The sequence below is a fragment of the Telmatospirillum siberiense genome (assembly GCF_002845745.1).
Taxonomy (GTDB): domain Bacteria; phylum Pseudomonadota; class Alphaproteobacteria; order Rhodospirillales; family Magnetospirillaceae; genus Telmatospirillum; species Telmatospirillum siberiense.
In genome coordinates, this window is the sequence record NZ_PIUM01000006.1 from 180915 (window position 1) to 203664 (window position 22750).

The window sequence follows — 22750 nt, forward strand, 5'->3', positions numbered from 1 at the left end:
TCAGCTTCCCGGCTCCCCGTGGATTTCCGGGAAGAAGAGATCCTTCCAGCTTTGGGCCGACGTCTTGATGGCGCCGGTTTTGCTCATGAAGGAGACGTATTTCGTCACATTGAGGGGCGTGGTGGTGAATTTCGTCTCCGGGCTGGTAATGAGTTTCCGGACGAAAGCGGGGTCCAGCTTGAGGTCGTCCTCCGCCAGGTAGATGCCCACGGCGTCGTCGGGGTGTTCGTTGATCAGGGTCTCGGCCTGATGCAGGGCGGTGAGAAAGGCGCTGTACACCTTGGGATTGGCTTCGCGGAAGGCTTGGGTGGTCCAGACGAGGTTGAAGGTGGCGGGGCCGCCCAACACGTCGTAGGAGTTCACCAGCAGTCGCGTTCCCGGCTGGGCGAGTTCCTGTTCCTGATAGGGCGAGCCGCCGAAGTGACCGGTGATCTCGGACTTTCCCGAAACCAGCGCCGCATAGGCGTCGGGATGGCGCAAGGTGACCGTCCACTGGTCCAGCGCGTCATGCTTTCCCTCGCCGAAGGCCTGTTCCGCCGCCATCTGCAGGGTGACCGCCTGGATTGACACCTTGACCGCCGGCAGACCGATCTTGTCCTTGTCGGAAAGATCCTTGAGCGAGGTCACCCGGGGATTGTTGGTGACCAGATAGATGGGCATGGCGTCGAGCGCGGCGACGCCCCGGACGTTGAGATTGCCGCGCGTCTTGGCCCACAGGGTGACGAAAGGGGCGACGCCGCCGGAGACGAAATCCAGGCTGCCGGACAGAAGCGCTTCGTTGGCGGCGGCCCCGCCCGCGAGGTTGGTCCAGGAAACCTTGAGATTGTCGATACCTTGGCGGGCGGCTTCCTTTTCGAAAAGCCGTTCATGTTTCATCACATGGAACGGCAGATAGCCGATGCCGAACTGCTGGGCGATCCGAACTTCGGACACCTCGGCCCGGGCGGAGGTCGTCGGCGCCATCAGAAACAAAAGACCGGTGACGGCCGCCGAGAGGAAGGTAAACGCCGTTACCGCCCGGCGGGGCTGTATCGCTCTGTTCATTTTACATCTTCATAATGTCTATCTAATGGATAGATTAACAGTGCATATCTGGATAGGGAAGGAAAAATACGGTCCATAAACGTAAGTTTTCCAATGAGAATGCGATGACTGCGCTAGGTGTGGAATTTTGAATCTTATTACCTATACAATTTATGGATTATGTGGAAAATATACCCATGTTTTCTGTAATGGCCGAGAGGCTTGGGAGGGCGTGGGGAAATGGCGGGCTTGAGAGGATTCCGGATCGTCGCGTGGGCCGTCGCGTTCTGGGCGGCGGCTCATGGATCCGGGGTCGCCGAGGTGAACGAGGTTCGGATCAGCTTCCAATACGGTTTATCCTATCTGCCGATCCATATCGTGAAGAGCCGCCATTTGATCGAAAAGCATGCGGCGGCGGCGGGCCTCGGGCCGGTCACGGTTCGCTTCGCCCAATTCAACGGCGGCGCCGCGATTAACGATGCGCTGCTTGCCGGCGACATCGACTATGGCGTTGCCGGCATCGCTCCGGCTTTGACGCTGTGGGATAAAACCCGTGGCGGCCTCGACGTGCGGGCCGTTGCGGCCCTCGATTCCCTCGACATCGATCTCACCAGCAACAATACCGGGGTCGGTTCCATCAAGGATTTCACCGACCAGGACCGTATCGCGGTTCCGGCCGTCAAGGTTTCCATTCAGTCGGTACTGCTGCAAATCGCCGCTGAAAAGGCTTTCGGCGAGGGCCATCATGATGAGCTCGACCGGCTGACCGTCAGTTTGAATCACCCGGACGCCACGGCGGCCATGCTCAGTCGCAAGGCCGGCATCTCCGCCCATTTCGTGCCGCCGCCTTACAGCGTGCTGCAGCTTTCCTCGCCCGGCATTCATAAGGTCACCTCCAGCCATCAGATCCTGGGCGGTCCGGCGACGCTCAACGTGATCTATGCCACCGCCCGCTTCCGCCAGCAGAATCCCCGGCTGAACGTGGCGGTGCTGGCCGCCTTGCGGGAGGCCGACGACATTATCGCCGGCGACAAGGCCGCCGCCGTCCGCATTTATGTGGAAGAGGAGAAGCCCGGCGTCCCGACCGAGGTCATCGAGCGGGTCATTACCAATCCGGCGGCCGGAGGCTATTCGGTGACGCCCTTCGCCACCGAGCAGATCGCCCATTTTCTTCATCGGACCGGCGCGCTCAGGAACGCTCCGTCCTCCTGGAGGGACTATTTCTTTCCCGAGGTGGGGGAGGGCGGAAGTTGACGGCCATGCGCGCCGATATCCGCGAGCCGAGGACAGGCGGCGCCATTCTCGCCGACGCCTTGCTGGCGCAGGGCGTGGACATGGTCTTCTCCGTTCCCGGCGAAAGTTTCATCGCCTTCCTTGATGCCGCCTACGACCGCCGCGACCGGTTGGATGTGATCACCTGCCGGCATGAGGGGAGCGCGGCCTATATGGCGGAGGCCTATGGAAAGCTGACCGCGCGGCCGGGCGTCTGCTATGTCACGCGCGGACCCGGGGCGTGCAACGCGGCGCTGGGCGTGCATACCGCCTTTCAGGATTCGACCCCGATGGTTCTTCTGATCGGCCAGGTCAAGCGGGCGCTTCGCGGACGGGAGGCCTATCAGGAGGTCGAGTTTCGCCAGATGTATGGGGCGCTGGCGAAGCAGGTCGAGGAGGTTTCCTCGGCGGCCCGAATTCCCGAAGCCGTGGCCCGCGCTTTCGCCGCGGCGGTGAATGGGCGGCCGGGACCGGTGGTGCTGGCGCTTCCCCAGGACGTTCTGGAGGAAAGCGCCCAGGCCGTCGATCCCTTGCCCGTGCCGCCCATCGAGGCTTATCCCGGTCCGGATCAGATCGAGCGCCTGCTGTCGCTGCTCCGCCATGCCAAGCGTCCGCTGGCCGTCGTCGGCGGTCCCGGATGGAGCGAAAAGGCGGCCGGCGCCTTTACCGCCTTCGCCGAGGCTTGGCGATTGCCGGTCGCCTCGTCCTTCCGTTGTCAGGACATCATCGATAACAATAGTCCGGTCTATGTGGGGGAGTTGGGGACGACGCTGGCGCCCTTCCTGGGCCGGGCGGTGCGCGATGCCGATTTGCTGCTGGTCGTCGGGGCCCGGTTCGGCGAGGTGGACAGCCGGGGCTACGAGTTGCTCGCCAGTCCGACACCGCATCAGATCCTGGTTCATGTCTTTCCTGCAGCGGAGGAACTGGGGCGGGTTTTTCAGCCGCAACTGGGCATCGCCGCCACCGTCGGTCCATTCGTCGAGGCTTTGGCCGCGCTCGGGCCTCCGGTCCGCTCCCGTTGGGAGGAATGGAGCCGCTCGCTCAGGGACGAGCAGTTCGCCAACCGTATCCCGGAGCCCTGTGCCGGGGCCCTCGATCTTGGCGCCGTCATCGCCGAAATGGCGCGCCGTCTGCCCGAGGATGCGATCATCTGCCACGGCGCCGGAAATTATACGGGGTGGGTGCAGCGCTATTATCCGTTCCGTCGGTTCCGAACGCAGATTTCCCCGGTCAACGGATCCATGGGTTACGGGGTTCCGGCGGCCCTGGCGGCGAAGCTTCTGCATCCGCATCGTCCGGTGATCGCCTTCGCCGGGGATGGCTGTTTTCTGATGGCGTCTCACGAACTGGCCACCGCCGTCCGGTACGGATTGGATCCGCTCGTCGTGGTGATCAACAACGGCATCTACGGGACCATTCGCGCCCATCAGGAGCGCTGTTATCCCGGGCGCAGCATCGGGACCGATTTGACCAATCCCGATTTTGCCGCGCTGGCCCGCGCTTATGGCGCCGAGGCCGAAACGGTGGAGCGCACCGAGGATTTCATTCCGGCCTTCGAACGGCTGCGGCGGATCGGTCGTCTGGCCTTGCTGGAACTGAAGGTCGATCCCGAGGCGATCTCGACGCGGGCGAGCATTTCAGCCCTGCGGGCGGCGGCGCGGAGCGGCTGAGCGGAAGTTTTACGTGATCCCGGGTCTTCCGGGAAAACGGCGGTTTTTCGGCGGCCCCAATGGCCGTTCGTGATGGAGGGAGATTTGAAGTGGCTGGTTTGGTAAAGCGGGTCTTTCGCGTCGAGCCGTCTTTTGACGAGGTCATGGCCCGGCATCCCCGGTTTCCACGGTTGATCGGACTTAAGATCGACGTCAAACGGCGAGGCGTGCATTACACCAAGCGGGCGGAGGAGGCCGTCGATCCCGCCGTCCATCAATTGCGCAGTCCCTATATTTTCGGTTCCCGCGACGGCGTCATCGCCCCTTTGCCGGAATCGCTTCTGCTGCGCGACGGGACCAGCATCCTGGTCGATCCCACCCCGGTCGAACAGGATCCCTACGTGGTCGATTTCGTCGATGGCCGTTTCGTTCTGATGGACGGCGGACGGTTCATCGAGGAGGTCGATCTGTGGCCCAAGCCGGCCTATTACGACAAGACGACCAGTTCCGGTATTCCCATGAGCCATGTCGTCGGCGCGCGTCCCCAGCGTCTCAACGTTTTCCAGTCGAGCTACTGCTATTTCTGGGCGGACGACAAGGGGTGCCGTTTCTGCGACATCGTGCCCCATACCCGTCAGCAACGCCGGGAACTGGGGGTGCCGGACAGGCGCCGGCCCGAGGACGTCAGGGAAACCATCGCGGAAGCCATCAAGGAGCCCGGACGTTTCACCAGCCTGTGCCTGACCGCCGGTTCGGTGGTCAAGGGCGAGGAGGTGTTCGATCTTGAGGTCGACTATTACGTCGATCTGCTGCAGGCCATCGGCGAAGTGTTCGCCACCCGCCGTTTTCCCAGCCAACTGTTGTCATCGGCTTTCAACGAGCGGCAGTTGAGCCGTCTTTATGAGAAAACCGGGCTATCGAGCTATACCAGCGACATCGAGGTCCTGAACGAGGAGCGGTTCAACTGGATCTGCCCCGGTAAGGCCAAGTGGGTCGGTTATCAGGGATGGAAGGACAGGCTGGTCCGCGCGGTCGATATCTTTGGCCGCGGCAACGTGGGCACGGGAATCGTCGGCGGCGTCGAACTGGCCGTGCCGAATGGCTTCAAAAGCGAGGACGAGGCGTTATCGGCGACGCTGGATGAGGCCGAATATCTGGCGGAGCGCGGTGTGACCACCGTTTCCATCGTTTGGGTCCCTCGTCCGGGTTCCGATTTCCACGATCAGGTCGCTCCTTCGCTGGACTATTACGTCCGCCTTTGCCAAGGGTTGCAGGATCTACGGGTAAAATATGGATTGTCGGTTGATTTCGACGACTATCGGCGTTGCGGCAACCACCCGGACAGTGATCTGGCTCGCATCCAATAAGAGAACCGCTAGTTGAAACACGGCTTCACCCCCGCTAAAACGCCAATCATGACTCGCGGGGGTGGCTTGCGGATATAATATCCGCGCTCGGAAAGCCGAGTTTTGTCTTGGACTTTAAGCTCGTTGCCGGCGCCAAGTAGTTCGGCAACTCAAACTATACCCGGTGGAGTCATTCGCTTTTCAAACCTCCACTCTAGTGGACGGTATTTATAATATTGGACTCTTCCTTCGAATAGTCAAGATCAGATTGCTGATTTGTGACGGGCGGGGTCTTGCCGAAGGGAGGCCCGATCTTCGGCCCGGGCGGGAAGGCATGCGGCGGTCCATCCGGCCGGCAACAAGCCGCAGGCGATATCCGCTTGGCCCCCTCTCGATACCCCCTCATCTGTCAGGTAATCGCCTGCGACGGGGCTGACCTATAGAACTTAGGTCTCAGCGGATGTGTCCGTTCCGGGGCATGGCGAGTGATGAATTGCTGCAAAGCAAAAATGGCAATGAAATAATGCTTTCGTATGAAAGCCGATATATTTGATCGTCTACAGTAAATTTCTGCGGATTTAAAATAATAATCGAAAGTATCAGAACGCGGAATATGACGAATCGACTACCATGATTCCGATATCGAGGTGCTGGATCGCCCCCAATGAAGGGCGAAAGTCCTTGATTTGTCCAAACAATCGAGGGTCGGGAAATGAAACAGGGAAGACGATTCAAATCCGCGTTTCTGTCTGCCGTTTTCGGCGCGGTCTCACTTTGTTGGGCGGGTGTCGCCGCGCTCGCCGGCTCGATCACCGAGTCCGGGGAGACGGTCGGGCTGGGGCTTGGAACCCCGCTCCCCGAGGGGGTGTATCTGGTCGACACGGCCAGCTATATCTCGCGGGACAACGGTGTCAGCGCCATAGTCAACATACCGGTGCTCGCCTATTCCTCGCCGGTCAAGATTCTCTCCGGAACGCTCTGGGGCTATATCGCCATTCCCGAGGCGGCGGTCGGGCTCGATAAACCGGCGGGGTCGGCCTATTACGCCTCGATGTACAATCCGGCCGGCCTGGTTGGACTGGCCTGGAATCTCGGAAACGGCCTGGGTTTCAGCAATGTCGTCGGCGGCTATGCCCCCATGCAGGGCGACGTCGAATCGAAGGCCGGTCTGGGCTGCAACTGCTGGACCTTCAACGAGCGCGCCGCTCTCACCTATGCGGCCAACGGCTATAATCTCACGGTTCACGCCATTTACGGCACCAGCGGCGAGGACCTGAAATCCCACATCCAGAAGCAGCCCGACTATCTGAACGTCGATCTGACGGCGACCAGGACCTTCGGCAAATGGGAGGTCGGTCCCGTCGCCTATGGCTCCTCGGATCTGACGTCGCCCAACGGCGCGAAGGAACAGAGCCAGTTCGCCATGGGGGGGCTGGTCGGCTACAACTTCGGTCCGGTTTCCACCCAGGCCTACATGACCCATGACGTCACCCAGTCGAACTACGGCGGGGAGGATACCCGTTTCTACCTGCGCTTCGTCGTTCCCCTGTGGAATCCGGCGAAGTGACACTCGCGGCGCCGGCGGGGAGCGCCGGCGCCGTTTACCGTCCCTTGCGCCGGATCAGCCCGCGGCTGGGGCTGTAGCCGATGATGGCGAGGATCAGCAGCATCCCGCCGACGGCGAGGACGACCAGGGTCGGGACGGGGGCGATTTGGCCGTAAAGGGCGAAGCGGACCAGTTCGACCCCATGGGTGAATGGGTTGAGGGCGCAGATGTCGGCCAGCAGCTCGCTTCCCTCGCGGATCTTCCACAAGGGATAGAGCGCCGTCGACAGGAAGAACAGCGGGAAGACGACGAAATTCATCACGCCGGCGAAGTTCTCGAGCTGGCGGATCAGCGATGACAGCAGAAGCCCCAGGGCGCCCAGCATCAGGCCGTTGGCGATCAGCGCCGGGAGGACCGTCACATAGCCGAACAGCGGGGCATCGTCGTCGCACAGCCAGGCCACCGCCAGGAAGGCGTAGACCTGCAGGACCGAGACGGCGATCCCCGCCAGCAGCTTGCAGGTGATGAGGTACCAGCGGGGCAGGGGGCTGGTCAGCAGCATCCGCATGCTGCCCATCTCGCGATCGTAGACCATGGAAAGCGAGCTTTGCATGGCGTTGAACAGCTGCACCATGCCGACCAGGCCGGGCAGGACATAGACGCTGTAGGTGATGTAGGTCTCGTAGGGGGGCGCGATGGCCACGCCCAGGGCGGCGCGGAAGCCGGTGGCGAAGACCAGCAGCCAGATCAGGGGGCGGACCAGGGCGCTGATCAGCCGCGACGGCTGATTGAGGAAGCGGAGCAGCTCGCGCCGGACGATGGCGTGAAGGCAGATCATCCATTTCATGAAGCGAGCGCGGCGAGCGGTGTGAACAGCGACGCCAGATCGGAAACGCCGGCGGCGGCCAGGACCTCGGGGATGGTGCCCCGGCTTTGCACCCGGCCCTGGGACAGCAACACCACCCGATCGTCCGCGCCGTCCAGTTCGTCGATCAGATGGGTCGTCCAAAGCACGGCGATGCCGTCCTCGCGGCACAGCCGGTGGACCATCTCGACCAGTTGGCGGCGGGTGGGAACATCCAGCCCGACGGTGGGTTCGTCGAGCAGCAGAAGGGGCGGTTCATGCATCAATGCCCGGGCGATCTCGATCCGCCGGCGATGCCCGCCATTGAGACGGCGGGCCTTCTCATGCCGGCGGTCGGCCAGGCCGAAGCGCGCCAGTTCCCGTTCGATCCGCCGCCCCGCCTCCCGTCGTCCGAGGCCGTGCAGCGCGGCGGCGTAGCGCAGGTTCTGTTCGACGCTGAGATCGAGATCGAGGGTCGGATCCTGAAAAACGACCCCGAGCCGCGCCAAGGCCTCGCCGGGGTGATGGCGTATGTCCCGGCCAAAGATGCGAATGGCCCCGGCGGGGCTGTCGAACAGGCGGGTGGCCAGCGAGAAGAAAGTGGTCTTGCCGGCGCCGTTGGGCCCCAAAAGGGCGGTGAAACTCGCCGCCTCGACGGTGAAGGAGACGTCGCTCAGGGCGCGCTTGGCACCGAAGGAATAGCTGAGGCCGGTGACTTCGAGGGCCAGTGTCATGAGCGGATCGTCACCTCGCGATGGGAAGGAAACGATAGCATCGGGGCCGCCCCCGGGACATCCAGGACCTAAGTACGAGCGGACGTTTCCATTTTGGAAAAATTGCGATACGATTCGTTTCGGCTGAGGTTGGTTAACACAGATGAACAAGATGGGCACAGATGGGCACAGATAAAGAAAAATGGACGATCTTCAGAAAGACCCTCTGACCGGAACCGTGATCGGGGCGGCGTTTGAAGTGGCCAACACGCTGGGGCATGGCTTTCTGGAGGGGGTCTACCAAAAGGCATTATTCCATGAATTGATCTTTCAGGGAGTTCACGTCGAGCGTGAAGTGCCGTTCCGCGTGACCTACAAGGGGGTCAATATTGGCGTTTATGTGGCCGATATGATCGTCGAAAATAAGTTGATAGTCGAACTCAAGGCGGTGAACGCCGATATATCGGTGCCGCAGATCGTGCAGTGTCTCAATTATTTGCGCGCCAGCGGACTAAAAAAAGGTCTGATCGTAAATTTCGGGCGTCCACGACTTAATTTTCGCCGTGTGATGGTATAGCCATATCTGTGCCTATCTGTGCTTATCTGTGTTCATCTGTGTTAATATTTTTGTGCCTCAAGCGAGGCTGGGCAGGAAGCTTGCTCCCTCCTGGCGCAGGAAGTCGAGCATGGCTTGGGCGGGGGGCAGCAGGATTTTGTCGGCGCGGCGGACCACCAGCCATTGGCGGATGACGGGCAGGCCGGCGACGTCGAGGGTGGACAGGCGGCCGTCGGCCAGTTCCGGGGCGACGGTATGGGCCGAGATGAAGGCGATGCCCAGGCCGGCGATGACCGCCTGCTTGATGGATTCGTTGCTGCTGAGCTCCATGCCGATGCGGATCGGCGGATCGGCTCCCTCGAAAAGCTGTTCCATCAGGGTCCGGGTCCCCGATCCGGGTTCGCGGGTCAGCAGGGTTTCCCGCGCGAGGTCGCCGATGGAAAGCCCGGAGACGCCGATCAGGGGATGGCCGCGCGGGGCGACGACCACATGGGGATGGTCGCCGATCAGGTGATGTTCGATCTCCATGTCCTGCGGCGGGCGCCCCATGATGACGAAATCGACATCGTAGCCCCGCAAGGTCTGGCGGATTTCCTCGCGGTTGCCGATCCGGAGATTGACCTTGATGCCCGGATGCCTCTTCGAGAAGGCGGCGATGGCGAAGGGAACGAAATATTCCGCCGTGCTTACCGCGCCGATCGACACATGTCCGCCGGAACGTCCGGCCATCATGTCGAGCGAGGTTTCGCAGGCCTCGACGGCGGCCTCGATCCGCGCGTACAGGCTCAGCAATTCCTCTCCGGCCTCGGTCAGCAGCATGCCGTTGCCGCTCCGCTGCATCAGGGGAAGTCCGGCCGAATCCTGAAGCGCCCGCAATTGCAGGGTGACGGCCGGTTGGGTGAGCCCGATCTTGCCGGCGGCGGCCGTGATGCTTCCGCCGGTGGCCAGCGCGGCCAGTGAGCGTAATTGCCTGAGAGTCAGGTCCCGCAATCGCTTGGACATATAAGAAAAACTTTAGTCGAATAGAAGATTTTAGAATTTCTCTTATTCTTCCTCGGGTGTCAATCTTCGTTCCGCGACCGGTGCCCTTTCCGCTTTCAAGACGCCGTCGCGGACAACGCCTTATCGAAAAGAGGCGGCCCTAAAGGGAGACAGCGGACCATGGATCAATGTCTGACTCTGGACCAGCATATCGAACGTTACGCTCATGCCGACCCGTTGCGCGCAGCCGTCGGGGCGGCGGTCCGGGCCATCGCGGCCGCCTCGATCGATATCGCCGAACTGATCGCCCATGGGGATCTGGCGGGACGCCTGGGGCGGGCTTGCGGCAGGAATGCCGACGGCGACGTTCAAAAGGCGCTCGATCTCGAAGCCGACGCCCTGGTCAGGAAAGCGCTGGCCTCCGTTCCGGTGGCGCTCTTGCTGTCCGAGGAATCGCCGGTGCCGGAGAGCATCGATGGGCGCGGCTTGATCGCCGTCGCCGTCGATCCGCTGGATGGATCCTCGAACATCGACGCCAATATGTGCGTGGGCACCATCTTCTCGATCCTGCCGATGACGGCCGATCCCGCCCTGGCTTTTCTGCAGCCGGGCAGTGGGCAGCTTGCCGCCGGCTTCGTCATCTACGGCCCGCAGACCTCGCTGGTTCTCACCCTGGGCGACGGGGTGCGCATCTTCACCCGCGATCCTCGCGATCGGACCTTCAAGCTGGCCCGCAGCGGGGTGCGCATTCCGTCCCGGTCCCATGAATTCGCCATCAACGCGTCGAACCAGCGGCACTGGGATCCGCCGATCCGCGCCTATATCGAGGACTGCCTCGCCGGAGCCGACGGCGAGGCGGCGGCCAATATGCGCTGGATCGGTTCCCTGGTCGCCGACGCCTATCGCATCCTCAGCCGGGGCGGGATCTTCCTTTATCCGGCCGATGGCCGGAAAGGCTACGCCGATGGCCGGCTTCGCCTGCTCTACGAGGCCCATCCGATGGCTTTCATCGTCGAGCAGGCGGGGGGCGGCGCCACGACCGGCGCCGCGCGCATCCTCGATGTGGCGGCCAGGGATCCGCATCAGCGCGTCCCCCTGATCATGGGGTCGATCGAGAATGTCCGGACGGTCGAACGGCTGCATCTCGACACGCTGATCCTGGCCGAGCGCAACGCGCCGCTATTCGCCACCCGCGGCTTTTTCCGCATCTGACCGGGAGCGTTCAGGGCCATGTCCAAGAAGCATCCGATCATTTCGATCACCGGTTCGTCCGGGGCGGGCACCACCTCGGTGAAGCGCACCTTCGAACAGATCTTCCGCCGGGAAAACATCACGGCGGCCTATATCGAGGGGGACGCCTTTCATCGCTTCAACCGCGAGGAGATGCGCCGGCGGATGGCGGCGGCGGCCGAGCAGGGAAACAAGCATTTCAGCCATTTCAGCCCCGAAACGAATTTCCTGGAACGGCTGGAGGAGGTCTTTCGGGAATATGGGGAGACCGGCACCGGCACTTCGCGGACCTATGTCCATGACGAGGCCGAGGCCACCCAGCATGGGGTGCCGGCGGGAACCTTCACCGAATGGGCGCCGCTGCCCGACTCCGACCTGCTGTTCTACGAGGGGCTGCATGGCGCGGTGGTCACCGACACGGTCGACGTCGCCCGTCACGCGGACCTGAAGATCGGCGTGGTTCCGGTGATCAATCTCGAATGGATCCAGAAGCTGCACCGCGACCGCAGCGCGCGGGGCTATTCGACGGAGGCGGTGACCGACACCATCCTGCGCCGCATGCCGGATTACATTCACTACATCTGTCCGCAGTTCACCGGGACCGACATCAATTTCCAGCGGGTTCCGACGGTGGATACCTCCAACCCCTTCATCGCCCGCTGGATCCCGACGCCGGACGAATCGATGGTGGTGATTCGCTTCAAAAGTCCCCGAGGCATCGACTTTCCCTATCTGCTGTCCATGCTGCAGGGCAGCTTCATGTCGCGGGCCAATTCCATCGTCATCCATGGCGCCAGGCTCGACCTGGCCATGCAGTTGATCCTGACCCCCCTCATCCTGCAGCTCATCGAGCGCAAAAGGAGGGCGGCATGACGGCCGGCGATCTTCAGACGGTAAGCAAATCTCCCCTCGCCCCTTGCGGGAGAGGGGACGAGCGTAAGCGAGCGGGCGAGGGGTTATTGGGGGGCTCTTCTCCAAGGAAATTCAAGATGCGTAACTCCGCGGGTCCTCTGGAAAGGAGACGGCCATGACCATTCAGACAGCGACGCCGGCGGTGGATGCTGCCGTCACGCATCGCGACATGGCGAACGCCGTGCGCTTCCTTGCCGTCGACGCGGTGGAGCGGGCGAAATCCGGCCATCCCGGCATGCCGATGGGCATGGCCGACGTGGCGACGGTGCTGTTCTCCCGCTTCCTGAAGTTCGATCCCGCCGACCCGGACTGGCCGGACCGCGACCGTTTCGTGCTGTCGGCCGGTCACGGCTCGATGCTGCTCTACGCCCTCCTGCATCTGACGGGATACGATGGAATTACCATCGATGAGTTGAAGCGTTTCCGGCAGTGGGGATCGAAAACCCCGGGCCATCCCGAATACGGACATACGCCGGGGGTCGAAACCACCACCGGTCCCCTGGGACAGGGGATCGCCACGGCGGTCGGCATGGCCCTGGCCGAGCGGCTGATGAATGCCCGCTGGGGCGACGGCCTCGTCGATCATTTCACCTATGTCCTCGCCGGCGACGGCTGCCTGATGGAAGGCATCAGTCACGAGGCGGCGTCGCTGGCCGGCCATCTGCGCCTGGCGCGGCTGATCGTCCTTTTCGACGACAACCAGATCTCCATCGATGGTGCGACGGCATTGTCCTGCGGCGACGATCCCCTGGCCCGGTTCGCCGCGTCGGGCTGGTCGGTGCGCAGGGTCGATGGTCATGACCCGGAAGCCGTGGCCACCGCCATCGCGGCGGAGCGGCAGACCTCCCGCCCGTCGCTGATCGCCTGCCGGACCGTGATCGGCTACGGGGCTCCCGACCGGCAGGGAACGGAAAAGGCGCATGGGGCGCCGCTCGGCGCCGAACAGGTGGCCGCCGCCCGGCGGACGCTCGAATGGCCCCATGCGCCGTTCGAGATCCCCCCGGCGGTGCTGACCTCCTGGCGGCGGAGCGGCGCGCGCGGACAAGGTGCCCATGGGGCCTGGCGGGCCCGGCACGATGATCTCGATCCGGTGCTGCGCCGGCGGTTCGACGCCGCCTTGGCCGGGGAACTGCCGGCCGATCTCGACCGGGCCCTGGGCGAGGTGGCCTCCGGCTTCGCCGCCGGACGGTCCGCGATCGCCTCCCGGCAGGCCTCGCAACGGGTCATCGACGCCATCGCCCCGGTCTTTCCCAATCTGTTGGGCGGTTCGGCCGACTTGACCCATTCCAACCTTACCAAGGCGACGGTCCAGCGGGACGTCGAACCCGGTTCCTTCGGCGGATCCTATGTGCGCTACGGCATCCGCGAGCACGGCATGGCGGCGGCGATGAACGGGGTGGCGCTGCATGGCGGTTTCGTCCCCTACGGCGGAACCTTCCTCGTCTTTTCCGATTACAGCCGTCCGGCGATCCGTCTGGCCGCCCTGATGGGGGTGCGGGTGATCCATGTGATGACCCACGATTCCATTGGTCTCGGCGAGGACGGGCCGACCCATCAACCGGTCGAGCATCTGGCCTCCCTGCGGACCATTCCCAATCTGCTGGTCTTCCGCCCGGCCGACGCCGTGGAAACGGCCGAAGCCTGGGCCTGCGCCCTGCGCTCCCGGCGCCGCCCGTCGGTCCTCTGTCTGTCGCGCCAGGCGCTGCCGGCCTTGCCGGAACGGGACGGGGACGGCAACAAGGTGGCCTGCGGCGCCTATCTGGCGGTGACGCCGGCGGGGCGGCGCGACGTGACCCTGATGGCCTCAGGTTCCGAGGTTTCCGTCGCTCTCGATGCGGCCCGGTTGCTGGCGGAGGAGGGCGTGGCGGCGGCCGTCGTCTCGGCGCCCTGCCTGGAGCTTTTCGCCGAACAGCCTGAAACCTACCGGCGCCAGGTCCTGGGAGCCGGGCCGCGTGTCGGCGTCGAGGCCGCCGTCGCCGGCAACTGGTGGCGCTGGCTGGGGGATGCCGGCGAATTCGTCGGCATGACGGGGTTCGGCGCCTCGGCCCCGGCGGAGGTGCTCTACCGGGAATTCGCCATCACGGCGAATGCCGTGGCGGCCGCCGCCAGACGTGCGATCCGGCGTGTCGCCGGCACTTTCTGAGGCTGGCCGACATGGCCGCCGCCCGACGAGGGCGTGAAATCATCAAGCGATGGAGACACCGATGAACGAGCAGATCGTGACCACCGTGCGCGGCAAGGATCGCTATAAGGCCGGCGTCATGGAATACAAGCGGATGGGCTATTGGGAGCCCGATTACACGCCGAAGGACACCGACGTCATCGCGCTCTTCCGCGTCACCCCGCAGGACGGCGTCGATCCCATCGAGGCCTCGGCGGCGGTGGCCGGCGAATCCTCGACGGCGACCTGGACGGTGGTCTGGACCGACCGTCTGACGGCGGCCGAAAAGTACCGCGCCAAATGCTATCGGGTCGATCCGGTGCCCAACGGTCCCGGCCAGTATTTCGCCTACATCGCCTATGATCTCGACCTGTTCGAGGCGGGGTCCATCGCCAATCTCTCGGCCTCGATCATCGGCAATGTTTTCGGCTTCAAGCCGCTGAAGGCGTTGCGCCTGGAGGACATGCGCTTTCCCGTCGCCTATGTGAAGACCTTCCAGGGGCCGGCCACCGGCATCGTCGTCGAGCGCGAGCGCCTGGACAAGTTCGGCCGTCCCTTGCTGGGGGCGACGGTGAAACCGAAGCTGGGCCTGTCGGGGCGCAACTACGGCCGCGTCGTCTACGAGGCGCTGAAGGGCGGCCTGGATTTCACCAAGGACGACGAGAACATCAATTCCCAGCCCTTCATGCATTGGCGGGAGCGTTTCCTCTATTGCATGGAGGCGGTGAACAAGGCCCAGGCCGCCTCGGGCGAGATCAAGGGGTCCTATCTCAACGTCACCGCGGCGACGATGGAGGAGATGTATGAGCGGGCCGAGTTCGCCAAGGAACTGGGCTCGGTCATCGTCATGATCGATCTGGTGATCGGCTACACGGCGATCCAGTCCATGGCCAAATGGGCGAGGCGGAACGACATGATCCTGCATCTGCACCGCGCCGGCCATTCCACCTACACGCGCCAGAAGTCGCACGGCGTCTCCTTCCGTGTCATCGCCAAATGGATGCGTCTGGCCGGGGTCGATCATATCCACGCCGGCACGGTGGTCGGCAAGCTGGAGGGCGATCCCTTCACCACGCGGGGCTATTACGACGTCTGCCGCGAGGATTTCAATCCGACCAATCTTGAGCATGGCATCTTCTTCGACCAGCCCTGGGCCAGTCTCAACAAGCTGATGCCGGTGGCCTCGGGCGGCATTCACGCCGGCCAGATGCATCAATTGATCGATCTTCTGGGCGAGGACGTCGTCCTGCAGTTCGGCGGCGGCACCATCGGCCATCCCATGGGCATCGCCGCGGGTGCCACGGCCAACCGCGTCGCGCTGGAGGCGATGATCCTGGCCCGCAACGAAGGGCGGAACATCCTGGAGGAGGGGCCGGAGATCCTGGCCCAGGCGGCGAACCACTGCACGCCGCTGAAAGCCGCCATCGATGTCTGGAAGGATGTTTCCTTCAACTATCAATCGACGGACACCCCGGACTTCTCCCCGGCCGTCAGCGTTTCCATGTAGGGAGTCCGATCATGCGCATCACCCAGGGATGTTTCTCCTTCCTGCCCGATCTCACCGACGGGCAGATCTCCCGCCAGGTCCAGTATTGCCTCGACAAGGGCTGGGCGGTGAACATCGAGTTCACCGACGACCCTCATCCCCGCAACACCTTTTGGGACATGTGGGGCCTGCCGATGTTCGATCTGCCCGACGCCGCCGGCGTGATGATGGAACTGGCCGAATGCCGCCGCGTTTACGCCGACCGCTATATCCGCCTCTCGGCCTTCGATTCCGGCCATGGCTGGGAATCGGTCAAGATCTCCTTCCTGGTCAATCGCCCGAAGGAGGAACCGGGATTTCGCCTGCATCGCGAGGAGGCGGCCGGGCGCGCGCTGCGCTACACCACCACCGCCTATGCGGCCGACCGGCCGGAAGGGCGGCGCTACGAAGGGTAGGCTGAAAGGAGATATCATGCCCTTGGAAGACGCCATCGATACCCCCGAAGCCATCGCCGGCCCGATCGATCTGCGGGCCGAGTTCGCGGCGGCCGGCATCGAGGAGATGCTGGCCGAACTGGACCGCGAGCTGATCGGCCTGGCGCCGGTCAAGACCCGCATCCGCGAGATCGCCTCGCTGCTGCTGATCGAGCGGATCCGCCGGAAGATGGGCCTGTCCGGAGCCCTGCCGACCTTGCATATGTGCTTCACCGGCAATCCGGGCACCGGCAAGACCACCGTGGCGCTCCGCATGGCGGGCATCCTGCACCGGCTGGGATTGCTGCGGCGCGGCCATCTGGTCTCGGTCACCCGCGACGATCTGGTCGGCCAGTACATCGGCCACACCGCGCCGAAGACCAAGGAGATCCTGAAAAAAGCCATGGGCGGCGTACTGTTCATCGACGAGGCCTATTATCTCTACCGGCCGGAAAACGAGCGCGACTATGGGCAGGAGGCGATCGAGATCCTGTTGCAGGTGATGGAAAGCCAGCGGGACGATCTGGTGGTCATCCTGGCCGGCTACGGCGAACGGATGGATCGTTTCTTCGACAGTAATCCCGGTTTCCGCTCGCGGATCGCCCATCACATCGATTTTCCCGATTATGGGGACGACGAATTGCTGGCCCTGGCCGAACTGATGCTGCAGGGCCAGAACTATCGTTTCAAGCCCGAGGCGCGGGACGCCTTCGTCCGCTATATCGCGCGGCGCAAGGCGCAGCCGCGCTTCGCCAATGCCCGTTCCATCCGGAACGCGCTGGACCGCGTCCGCCTGCGTCACGCCAATCGCCTGGTGTCCGATCCCGACCGCCTGCTGTCGGCCGAGGACGTGGTGTCGATCGAGGCGTCGGACATCCTGGCCAGCCGCGTCTTCGCATGAGCTTGCCGGCCGGGCGTTTCGCCGCGCTGATCTTCGACGTCGACGGCACCCTGGCCGAGACCGAGGAAACCCATCGCCGCGCCTTCAACGAAACCTTCGCCTATTTCAAGCTGGGCTGGGACTGGCCGCCCCTGCTTTATCGCCGCCTGTTGCGGGTGACGGGCGGCAAGGAACGGATCGCCGCCTTCGCCCGCGCGCCGGAAAACCTCGGGCGGCGGCATCTGTCGGCGGACGAGATCGCCGAACTGCATCGCTTCAAGACGGCGCGTTTCGGGCAACTGGTCTCCGGCGGCGGCTGTCCCTTGCGTCCCGGCGTGGCATCCGTGGTCGAACGGGCGCGCCAACGGGGGCTGCGCCTGGCCATCGCCACCACCACCGCGCGGCCCAATGTAGAGGCCCTGCTGCGGGCGGCCTGGGGAAGCGAGGCCGACGCCCTGTTCGACGTCATCGTCGCCGGCGACGAGGTGCCCCGCAAGAAGCCGGCGCCGGACGTCTATCTGAAGGTGCTGGCTCTTCTGGGGCTGGAGGGGGGCGATTGCCTCGCCATCGAGGATTCGCGGGCCGGCCTGCTGGCGGCCGGGGCGGCCGGCGTGGCGGTGCTGATCACCCGCAGTTTCTATTTCGGCGACGATGATTTCGAAGGCGCGGCCGCCGTCGTGGAAAATTTGGCCGAGGCGATGGATATCGGCGCGATGGATCAGGAAAATGGCAAGATAATGTCTTCTATGCGGTCTGGAATATTGAATATTTTTGAAATAAATCCGTCACCGGAAACTTGAAAAAGCCCTGGTCTATTTTTATTGCTTTTTGTCGTTTTCGCCCTATGTATCGAACATGCATTGGCACTCTCTCTCACTGAGTGCCAGATTTTCAAGAAATTTCGGTCCAGGAGACCTCAATGAAAATGCGTCCGTTACAGGACCGCGTCCTAATACGCCGTGTCGAACCGGAGGCCAAGACTTCCGGTGGCATCATCATTCCCGATACGGCGAAAGAACGGCCGACGGAAGGCGAAGTCGTTGCCGTCGGCCCCGGCGGGCGCGACCGCGACGGCAAGCTTTGGCCGCTCGACCTGAAGGCCGGTGACCGCGTGCTGTTCGGCAAATGGTCGGGCAGCGAGGTCAAGCTCGATGGCGAGGATCTCATGATCATGAAGGAATCCGACATCCTGGGCGTGATCGATCGGGCTGTCGCAACATCGCAAGCCGCATAACGGCAAGGGAGACGGACATGACTGCCAAGGATATCAAATTCAACGGCGACGCGCGCGAACAGCTGATGCGCGGCGTCGATCTTCTCGCCAACGCGGTCAAGGTGACGCTTGGCCCCAAGGGGCGCAACGTCGTTTTCTCCAAATCGTGGGGTCTGCCGCGGATCACCAAGGACGGCGTCACGGTGGCCAAGGAGATCGAGCTTTCCGACCGCTTCGAGAACATGGGCGCGCAGTTGGTCAAGGAGGTCGCCTCGCGGACCAGCACGATGGCGGGCGACGGTACCACCACGGCAACCGTCCTGGCCCAGGCCATCCTGCGCGAGGGATCGAAATCGGTGGCCGCCGGGATGAACCCGATGGATTTGAAGCGCGGCATCGACATGGCGGTTCAATCGGTTGTCGAAGAGATCAAGACACATGCGAAGAAGGTGTCGACCAATGCCGAGATCACTCAGGTCGGCACGATCTCGGCCAATGACGACAGCGAAATCGGCGAGATGATCGCCAAGGCCATGCAGGCGGTCGGCAACGAGGGCGTGATCACGGTCGAGGAAGCGAAAACCCTGGAGAGCGAGCTCGATATCGTCGAGGGCATGCAGTTCGATCGCGGCTATATCTCGCCCTATTTCGTCACCGACGCCGAAAAGATGTCGGTCGACCTCGAGGACGCCTTCATCCTTCTGCATGAGAAGCGGTTTCCCGGCGTACAGGCAATCCTTCCCCTGCTCGAAGCGGTGGTGAAGACCGGCAAGCCCCTGCTCATCGTCGCCGAGGATATCGAGGGCGAGGCCCTGGCGACGCTCGTCGTGAACAAGCTGCGCGGCGGACTCAAGGTCGCCGCCGTGAAGGCGCCGGGATTCGGCGATCGGCGGAAGTCCATGCTGGAAGACATCGCTATCGTGACCGGTGGGCAGGTCATCAGCGAGGAGATGGGCATCAAGATCGAGAAGGTCACGCTCGACATGCTGGGCAAGGCCAAGAAGATCCACATCGACAAGGAAACCACCACCATCATCGATGGGGCCGGCACGAAGGCGGATATTCAAAGCCGCTGCGCCCAGATCCGCGCTCAGATCGAAGAGACGACGTCGGATTACGACAAGGAGAAGCTTCAGGAGCGGCTGGCCAAGCTGTCGGGCGGCGTCGCGATCATCCGCGTCGGCGGGGCGACAGAGGTCGATGTGGCGGAACGCAAGGACCGCGTCGACGACGCGCTGCACGCGACGCGCGCCGCCGTCGAGGAAGGCGTCGTCGCCGGTGGCGGAGTCACCTTCCTTTACGCAAGCAATCGGCTGGGCGGGCTCAATCCCGAGAACCAGGACCAGAAGGCCGGCATCGAGATCGTGCGTCGCGCCTTGCAGGCGCCCGCCAGGCAGATCATCGCCAATGCCGGCGCCGACAGCGCCATTATCGTCGGCAAGCTTCTGGAAAAGGATGATGTCAGTTACGGCTTCAACGCCAGATCGGGCAGCTATGTCGACATGATCGAGGCCGGCATCATCGATCCGGCCAAGGTCGTCCGCCTGACCTTGCAGGGCGCGGCCTCCGTCGCCGGCATGCTGCTCACCACCGAGGTGATGATCGCGCAGAAGGCCGTACCGGAAACGCCGGGCGGCGAGACGAACGCCGCCGATTACTGACCTTAAGACCAGACCGGAAAAAGTTTGCGGGACGGTGCTTCGGCACCGCCCCGCAAACTCACTTTCCAGTGAAATCGGAAGGTATGAGATGGCACTGCGTCCCGAGTTTTCCCTCGGTCATTCCGAGTTCAACGAATTTCTCTTCGCCCTCGTCGGCGAGGAAAAGAGCGGGCTGGAATTGACGGTTCTTTCGGCATTGACCCGGCTCGGGATCGACCCCTGGCGGGAAGCCGCCAGATTGTCCGGCCTGCCGAAGGAGACCGCCGCGCGGATTTTCGCCACGACGATCGCCTCGCTACCGCCTGGGAAATGGTCGGCATCGGACTCGATGGGCATCGCCGTCCGCCTGGTCGAGCGCCTGCCGCGCCATTACACCGCCGTGAGCCAGGCCCCTCCCGCCGAGACCCTTTTGGAGAGGAAGACGCGCGGATTGCCACTCTGGCTGGGCGCATTCCTGAAAATGCTGGCCGCGGGCAAACCCCCTCGGCGTTGAATAAGATGGGCAAAGGGGCGGGATGAGAGGGCGGGTGCCCGGGGGCAGTAACCTGGATATCGTGCTTCTGAGTGGTGACTACACCCAAAAACCGTCATTGCCCGGTTCATCCACCAAAGGTCGTCATACCCGTGCTTGACACGGGCATCCACGTGCCCGCTTCAAATGACGTCGGCCGATCTATGCAATCATGGATTGCCGGATCAAGTCCGGCAATGACGGTTTTAGGTTGTGCTCACCACTCGGATACAAGCGACATACAAACTGTGCCGGACGGCCGTGGCTCAAGCCGGGCATTACCGCAGCGGAAGATAGATGTCGGTCAGCAGGTCGCATTCCGGCGTTTCCGGCAACAGATTCAAATAGTGAAAATACAGCGGAAAATCGCGCAATTCCTCGCCGCTCTGCGGTAGCCAGTCCCTGTACAGCGGGTAAATGGACTCGCCGATCCGGTCATGCGCGCCGAAATGCCGCACGACGGCGCAACGGCCGCCGGGGATCACCTTGTTGACCACGCCTTGCGGATTGGCGGGAATGTCGGATGTGACCGAACCGCAGATATCGAAGCGAAACTTTTCGGGCTCGGTCGTCTCGGGATTGTCGTAGACGATGCCGATCGTCAGGCTGGACCCGACGGGCGAATGATTTCCCCCTTTGCGCCATTCAATAAACGTCGCCACGGAATTATTCAGCAAATCGACCGGGCCGCGATGTTCCAGCACCGCGATCTTGGTTTCCTTGAAGTCCACTATTCGCACGTCCATTTTCTGTTTTCCTCCTCTATCCGGAAATTGATATCGCTCCGTCCAGGGTTTCCATGCCGGCGCTTTCCTGAATTCGGACGGCGTCTGCCCGAAGGTATTCTTGAAAGCCCTGGCAAATGATTCCGGGCTTTCAAAACCGCTATCGAGGGCGATGTCGATGATGCGGTCGAATTTGTTGAAAACCAGCCGATAGGACGCCCGTTTCAACCTCATCAGTTGAATGTATCTGCCGACGCTGAGTCCGCAATAATCGGAAAACTGCCGTTGAAAGTGAAATTTCGAGAAGCTGACGACCTCGCTCAATATTTCTATCGACAAGTCTTCCGACAGATGCCGGTCGATATGGTCGAACAGTCTGTTGAACCTTTCCGCATATCGACTGGTTTTCGACATCGTTGCCGCCTCATCCCCCCGGTGACGCCGACCATAGCCAACCCGGCCCGCCCTGTCCTGACCGAGAATGCGGTCTTCGAATGACCGATATGGATTCGGAAAGCGTTGAAAGCTGTCGTTTGTTCAGGATCGACGTGAATCGGCGTCGAATCGCCGCCGGCAGGACCAGCCTGCCACCGGCGCCCTTGGCGATGATGTGCTCAAATGTCGACAAAGATCATTTTGCATCGTCGCCACCGTTCAGTTCCATGTTTACGGCATCGATCAAGAGACGCAGGCTGTTCTGCACCGTCTGCCAAACCAGTTGTTCGGCAACGTCGTCATAATCATGCCGATAGACATTGCCCGACCCCATGATCGCGCGCCACGGCAGATGGGGGGTGACGCTCGCGCGTGGCGTCATCAAGGCGCCGGCTGGCTTCGGAAATAATTTCAAGACACCGGGTGGCGGCATAGAACGTCCGGCGGTCTGACACGAATTCTTGCCAAGTCATTCCAACGACAAAGGAACAGGCCAATTCGGCGTTGTCGAGAATATCAAGAAGGGCTTGGCGCGTTCGGTCAGAAGGCGTAAACGGCATCGCGTTCCGCCTGGGGGCGCACAGTTGCTTTGAGGCTGGCGCGATTGGCGATGTCGACGGGGACCGGAAAAAGGTCGCTGATGTATTGAGTCAAACCCACATATTCGAAAACACCGATCGGCGCCACCGGATCAAGATCGATCAATATATCGATGTCGTTGCCAAGACGGCCATCACCACGCGCAGTTGAGCCGAACAGTGCGGCCCTGAGAACACCACGTTGCCGCAGTTCCTTCTGATGTTCCCGCAATGTCGCGATGATCTGGTCTCGATCCATCGATACCTCCGCCGACAAATATGCGCCTTTGGTAGACGCGCCTCAAGTTGCTCGTCCGAGCCTGCGGAGAGCGGAGAAAATTAAACGATTCCTTGACATTGACGAGCGCGAAACAGCAGTGACGGGCCGTGAACAGCCGGTCCGGTTTCGAAAACGGGACGAAAACACCAGACATCGCGCCGAGCGGGGGGCAAGACCTGAACCGGGGTAGGGTGGAAAAGCATAGCGCATTCCACCTTTCCTGGTTGTATGTCAAACTTCGGTCATGTCCGACTACCGTCGCAACCGCGTTCCAG

Annotated in this window: 23 protein-coding genes; 15 read left to right on the forward strand and 8 right to left on the reverse strand. The window is 62.6% G+C overall.

Annotated features, from left to right (window positions below; genetic code table 11):
• Positions 1-1044 carry an ABC transporter substrate-binding protein gene (locus tag CWS72_RS08295; protein ID WP_101250110.1) on the reverse strand — a complete coding sequence of 348 codons (1044 nt, stop codon included), beginning with the start codon at positions 1042-1044 and terminating at the stop codon, positions 1-3.
• Positions 1045-1263: 219 nt separating this feature from the next.
• On the opposite strand from CWS72_RS08295, the gene CWS72_RS08300 reads away from it, so the two are divergent.
• The 4 genes from CWS72_RS08300 to CWS72_RS08315 all read left to right on the forward strand — a co-directional run bounded on the left by CWS72_RS08300 (position 1264) and on the right by CWS72_RS08315 (position 6857).
• Positions 1264-2277: an ABC transporter substrate-binding protein gene (locus tag CWS72_RS08300; RefSeq protein ID WP_101250111.1), complete on the forward strand. Its 1014-nt coding sequence runs from the start codon at positions 1264-1266 to the stop codon at positions 2275-2277.
• Positions 2278-2282: 5 nt separating this feature from the next.
• Positions 2283-3965 carry a thiamine pyrophosphate-binding protein gene (locus tag CWS72_RS08305; RefSeq protein WP_101250112.1) on the forward strand — a complete coding sequence of 561 codons (1683 nt, stop codon included), beginning with the start codon at positions 2283-2285 and terminating at the stop codon, positions 3963-3965.
• An 89-nt stretch (positions 3966-4054) separates the two neighbouring features.
• Positions 4055-5311, forward strand: coding sequence for a radical SAM protein (locus CWS72_RS08310; RefSeq protein ID WP_101250113.1), 1257 nt, complete (start codon positions 4055-4057; stop codon positions 5309-5311).
• A 691-nt stretch (positions 5312-6002) separates the two neighbouring features.
• A complete protein-coding gene (locus CWS72_RS08315) occupies positions 6003-6857 on the forward strand; it encodes a transporter (RefSeq protein ID WP_101250114.1) in 855 nt (284 codons plus the stop codon).
• Between the two features lie 34 nt (positions 6858-6891).
• On the opposite strand, the gene CWS72_RS08320 is transcribed toward CWS72_RS08315, so the two are convergent.
• Together CWS72_RS08320 and CWS72_RS08325 are read right to left on the reverse strand one after the other, a co-directional pair.
• A complete protein-coding gene (locus tag CWS72_RS08320; RefSeq protein ID WP_101250115.1) occupies positions 6892-7683 on the reverse strand; it encodes an ABC transporter permease in 792 nt (263 codons plus the stop codon).
• Positions 7680-8414 carry an ABC transporter ATP-binding protein gene (locus CWS72_RS08325; protein ID WP_101250116.1) on the reverse strand — a complete coding sequence of 245 codons (735 nt, stop codon included), beginning with the start codon at positions 8412-8414 and terminating at the stop codon, positions 7680-7682. The genes CWS72_RS08320 and CWS72_RS08325 overlap by 4 nt, the downstream gene beginning before the upstream one ends.
• A gap of 181 nt (positions 8415-8595) precedes the next feature.
• On the opposite strand from CWS72_RS08325, the gene CWS72_RS08330 reads away from it, so the two are divergent.
• A complete protein-coding gene (locus CWS72_RS08330) occupies positions 8596-8970 on the forward strand; it encodes a GxxExxY protein (RefSeq protein ID WP_101250117.1) in 375 nt (124 codons plus the stop codon).
• Between the two features lie 57 nt (positions 8971-9027).
• Here CWS72_RS08330 and CWS72_RS08335 read toward each other — a convergent pair whose 3' ends face one another.
• Positions 9028-9951, reverse strand: a complete 924-nt coding sequence (locus CWS72_RS08335) for a LysR family transcriptional regulator (RefSeq protein WP_101250118.1) — start codon at positions 9949-9951, stop codon at positions 9028-9030.
• A 159-nt stretch (positions 9952-10110) separates the two neighbouring features.
• On the opposite strand from CWS72_RS08335, the gene CWS72_RS08340 reads away from it, so the two are divergent.
• From CWS72_RS08340 to CWS72_RS08385, 10 genes are all read left to right on the forward strand, one after another.
• Positions 10111-11142, forward strand: a complete 1032-nt coding sequence (locus CWS72_RS08340) for a class 1 fructose-bisphosphatase (RefSeq protein ID WP_101250119.1) — start codon at positions 10111-10113, stop codon at positions 11140-11142.
• An 18-nt stretch (positions 11143-11160) separates the two neighbouring features.
• Positions 11161-12033 carry a phosphoribulokinase gene (locus CWS72_RS08345; protein WP_101250120.1) on the forward strand — a complete coding sequence of 291 codons (873 nt, stop codon included), beginning with the start codon at positions 11161-11163 and terminating at the stop codon, positions 12031-12033.
• A 154-nt stretch (positions 12034-12187) separates the two neighbouring features.
• Positions 12188-14215 (forward strand): transketolase, encoded by a 2028-nt coding sequence (tkt, locus tag CWS72_RS08350; RefSeq protein WP_101250121.1) that lies wholly within the window; start codon positions 12188-12190, stop codon positions 14213-14215.
• A gap of 61 nt (positions 14216-14276) precedes the next feature.
• Positions 14277-15740 (forward strand): form I ribulose bisphosphate carboxylase large subunit, encoded by a 1464-nt coding sequence (locus CWS72_RS08355; protein WP_101250122.1) that lies wholly within the window; start codon positions 14277-14279, stop codon positions 15738-15740.
• Positions 15741-15751: 11 nt separating this feature from the next.
• Positions 15752-16174 (forward strand): ribulose bisphosphate carboxylase small subunit, encoded by a 423-nt coding sequence (locus CWS72_RS08360; RefSeq protein WP_101250123.1) that lies wholly within the window; start codon positions 15752-15754, stop codon positions 16172-16174.
• Between the two features lie 16 nt (positions 16175-16190).
• Positions 16191-17093: a CbbX protein gene (gene cbbX / locus CWS72_RS08365; protein ID WP_101250152.1), complete on the forward strand. Its 903-nt coding sequence runs from the start codon at positions 16191-16193 to the stop codon at positions 17091-17093.
• On the forward strand, positions 17090-17872 hold the full coding sequence (locus CWS72_RS08370) for an HAD-IA family hydrolase (RefSeq protein ID WP_101250124.1): 783 nt from the start codon (positions 17090-17092) through the stop codon (positions 17870-17872). The genes cbbX and CWS72_RS08370 overlap by 4 nt, the downstream gene beginning before the upstream one ends.
• Positions 17873-17991: 119 nt before the next feature.
• A complete protein-coding gene (locus tag CWS72_RS08375; protein WP_101250125.1) occupies positions 17992-18306 on the forward strand; it encodes a co-chaperone GroES in 315 nt (104 codons plus the stop codon).
• Between the two features lie 17 nt (positions 18307-18323).
• A complete protein-coding gene (gene groL, locus CWS72_RS08380) occupies positions 18324-19946 on the forward strand; it encodes a chaperonin GroEL (RefSeq protein ID WP_101250126.1) in 1623 nt (540 codons plus the stop codon).
• An 88-nt stretch (positions 19947-20034) separates the two neighbouring features.
• Positions 20035-20439, forward strand: a complete 405-nt coding sequence (locus CWS72_RS08385) for a hypothetical protein (protein ID WP_101250127.1) — start codon at positions 20035-20037, stop codon at positions 20437-20439.
• 296 nt (positions 20440-20735) lie between these two features.
• Here the strand turns inward: CWS72_RS08385 and CWS72_RS08390 are convergent, their stop codons facing one another.
• The 4 genes from CWS72_RS08390 to CWS72_RS08400 all read right to left on the reverse strand — a co-directional run bounded on the left by CWS72_RS08390 (position 20736) and on the right by CWS72_RS08400 (position 22454).
• Entirely contained in the window at positions 20736-21596 is an 861-nt protein-coding gene (locus CWS72_RS08390) for an AraC family transcriptional regulator (protein WP_101250128.1), read from the reverse strand.
• Positions 21597-21813: 217 nt separating this feature from the next.
• Positions 21814-21999, reverse strand: a complete 186-nt coding sequence (locus tag CWS72_RS28070) for a HepT-like ribonuclease domain-containing protein (RefSeq protein WP_199175587.1) — start codon at positions 21997-21999, stop codon at positions 21814-21816.
• Positions 21923-22177 (reverse strand): HepT-like ribonuclease domain-containing protein, encoded by a 255-nt coding sequence (locus CWS72_RS28750; RefSeq protein WP_420824055.1) that lies wholly within the window; start codon positions 22175-22177, stop codon positions 21923-21925. Before CWS72_RS28750 ends, CWS72_RS28070 begins: the two co-directional genes overlap by 77 nt.
• Complete coding sequence (locus CWS72_RS08400) at positions 22158-22454, reverse strand: nucleotidyltransferase family protein (RefSeq protein ID WP_101250129.1); 297 nt, start codon at positions 22452-22454, stop codon at positions 22158-22160. Before CWS72_RS08400 ends, CWS72_RS28750 begins: the two co-directional genes overlap by 20 nt.
• Positions 22455-22750: the final 296 nt, after the last annotated feature.

Bases quoted from the DNA above. Each gene is read 5' to 3' on its own strand.
- CWS72_RS08295 (WP_101250110.1), bottom strand. From the start codon at position 1,044: ATGAACAGAGCGATACAGCCCCGCCGGGCGGTAACGGCGTTTACCTTC.
- CWS72_RS08300 (WP_101250111.1), top strand. From the start codon at position 1,264: ATGGCGGGCTTGAGAGGATTCCGGATCGTCGCGTGGGCCGTCGCGTTC.
- CWS72_RS08305 (WP_101250112.1), top strand. From the start codon at position 2,283: ATGCGCGCCGATATCCGCGAGCCGAGGACAGGCGGCGCCATTCTCGCC.
- CWS72_RS08315 (WP_101250114.1), top strand. From the start codon at position 6,003: ATGAAACAGGGAAGACGATTCAAATCCGCGTTTCTGTCTGCCGTTTTC.
- CWS72_RS08320 (WP_101250115.1), bottom strand. From the start codon at position 7,683: ATGAAATGGATGATCTGCCTTCACGCCATCGTCCGGCGCGAGCTGCTC.
- CWS72_RS08325 (WP_101250116.1), bottom strand. From the start codon at position 8,414: ATGACACTGGCCCTCGAAGTCACCGGCCTCAGCTATTCCTTCGGTGCC.
- CWS72_RS08330 (WP_101250117.1), top strand. From the start codon at position 8,596: ATGGACGATCTTCAGAAAGACCCTCTGACCGGAACCGTGATCGGGGCG.
- CWS72_RS08335 (WP_101250118.1), bottom strand. From the start codon at position 9,951: ATGTCCAAGCGATTGCGGGACCTGACTCTCAGGCAATTACGCTCACTG.
- CWS72_RS08340 (WP_101250119.1), top strand. From the start codon at position 10,111: ATGGATCAATGTCTGACTCTGGACCAGCATATCGAACGTTACGCTCAT.
- CWS72_RS08345 (WP_101250120.1), top strand. From the start codon at position 11,161: ATGTCCAAGAAGCATCCGATCATTTCGATCACCGGTTCGTCCGGGGCG.
- tkt (WP_101250121.1), top strand. From the start codon at position 12,188: ATGACCATTCAGACAGCGACGCCGGCGGTGGATGCTGCCGTCACGCAT.
- CWS72_RS08355 (WP_101250122.1), top strand. From the start codon at position 14,277: ATGAACGAGCAGATCGTGACCACCGTGCGCGGCAAGGATCGCTATAAG.
- CWS72_RS08360 (WP_101250123.1), top strand. From the start codon at position 15,752: ATGCGCATCACCCAGGGATGTTTCTCCTTCCTGCCCGATCTCACCGAC.
- cbbX (WP_101250152.1), top strand. From the start codon at position 16,191: ATGCCCTTGGAAGACGCCATCGATACCCCCGAAGCCATCGCCGGCCCG.
- CWS72_RS08370 (WP_101250124.1), top strand. From the start codon at position 17,090: ATGAGCTTGCCGGCCGGGCGTTTCGCCGCGCTGATCTTCGACGTCGAC.
- CWS72_RS08375 (WP_101250125.1), top strand. From the start codon at position 17,992: ATGAAAATGCGTCCGTTACAGGACCGCGTCCTAATACGCCGTGTCGAA.
- groL (WP_101250126.1), top strand. From the start codon at position 18,324: ATGACTGCCAAGGATATCAAATTCAACGGCGACGCGCGCGAACAGCTG.
- CWS72_RS08385 (WP_101250127.1), top strand. From the start codon at position 20,035: ATGGCACTGCGTCCCGAGTTTTCCCTCGGTCATTCCGAGTTCAACGAA.
- CWS72_RS08390 (WP_101250128.1), bottom strand. From the start codon at position 21,596: ATGTCGAAAACCAGTCGATATGCGGAAAGGTTCAACAGACTGTTCGAC.
- CWS72_RS28070 (WP_199175587.1), bottom strand. From the start codon at position 21,999: ATGACGCCACGCGCGAGCGTCACCCCCCATCTGCCGTGGCGCGCGATC.
- CWS72_RS28750 (WP_420824055.1), bottom strand. From the start codon at position 22,177: ATGCCGTTTACGCCTTCTGACCGAACGCGCCAAGCCCTTCTTGATATT.
- CWS72_RS08400 (WP_101250129.1), bottom strand. From the start codon at position 22,454: ATGGATCGAGACCAGATCATCGCGACATTGCGGGAACATCAGAAGGAA.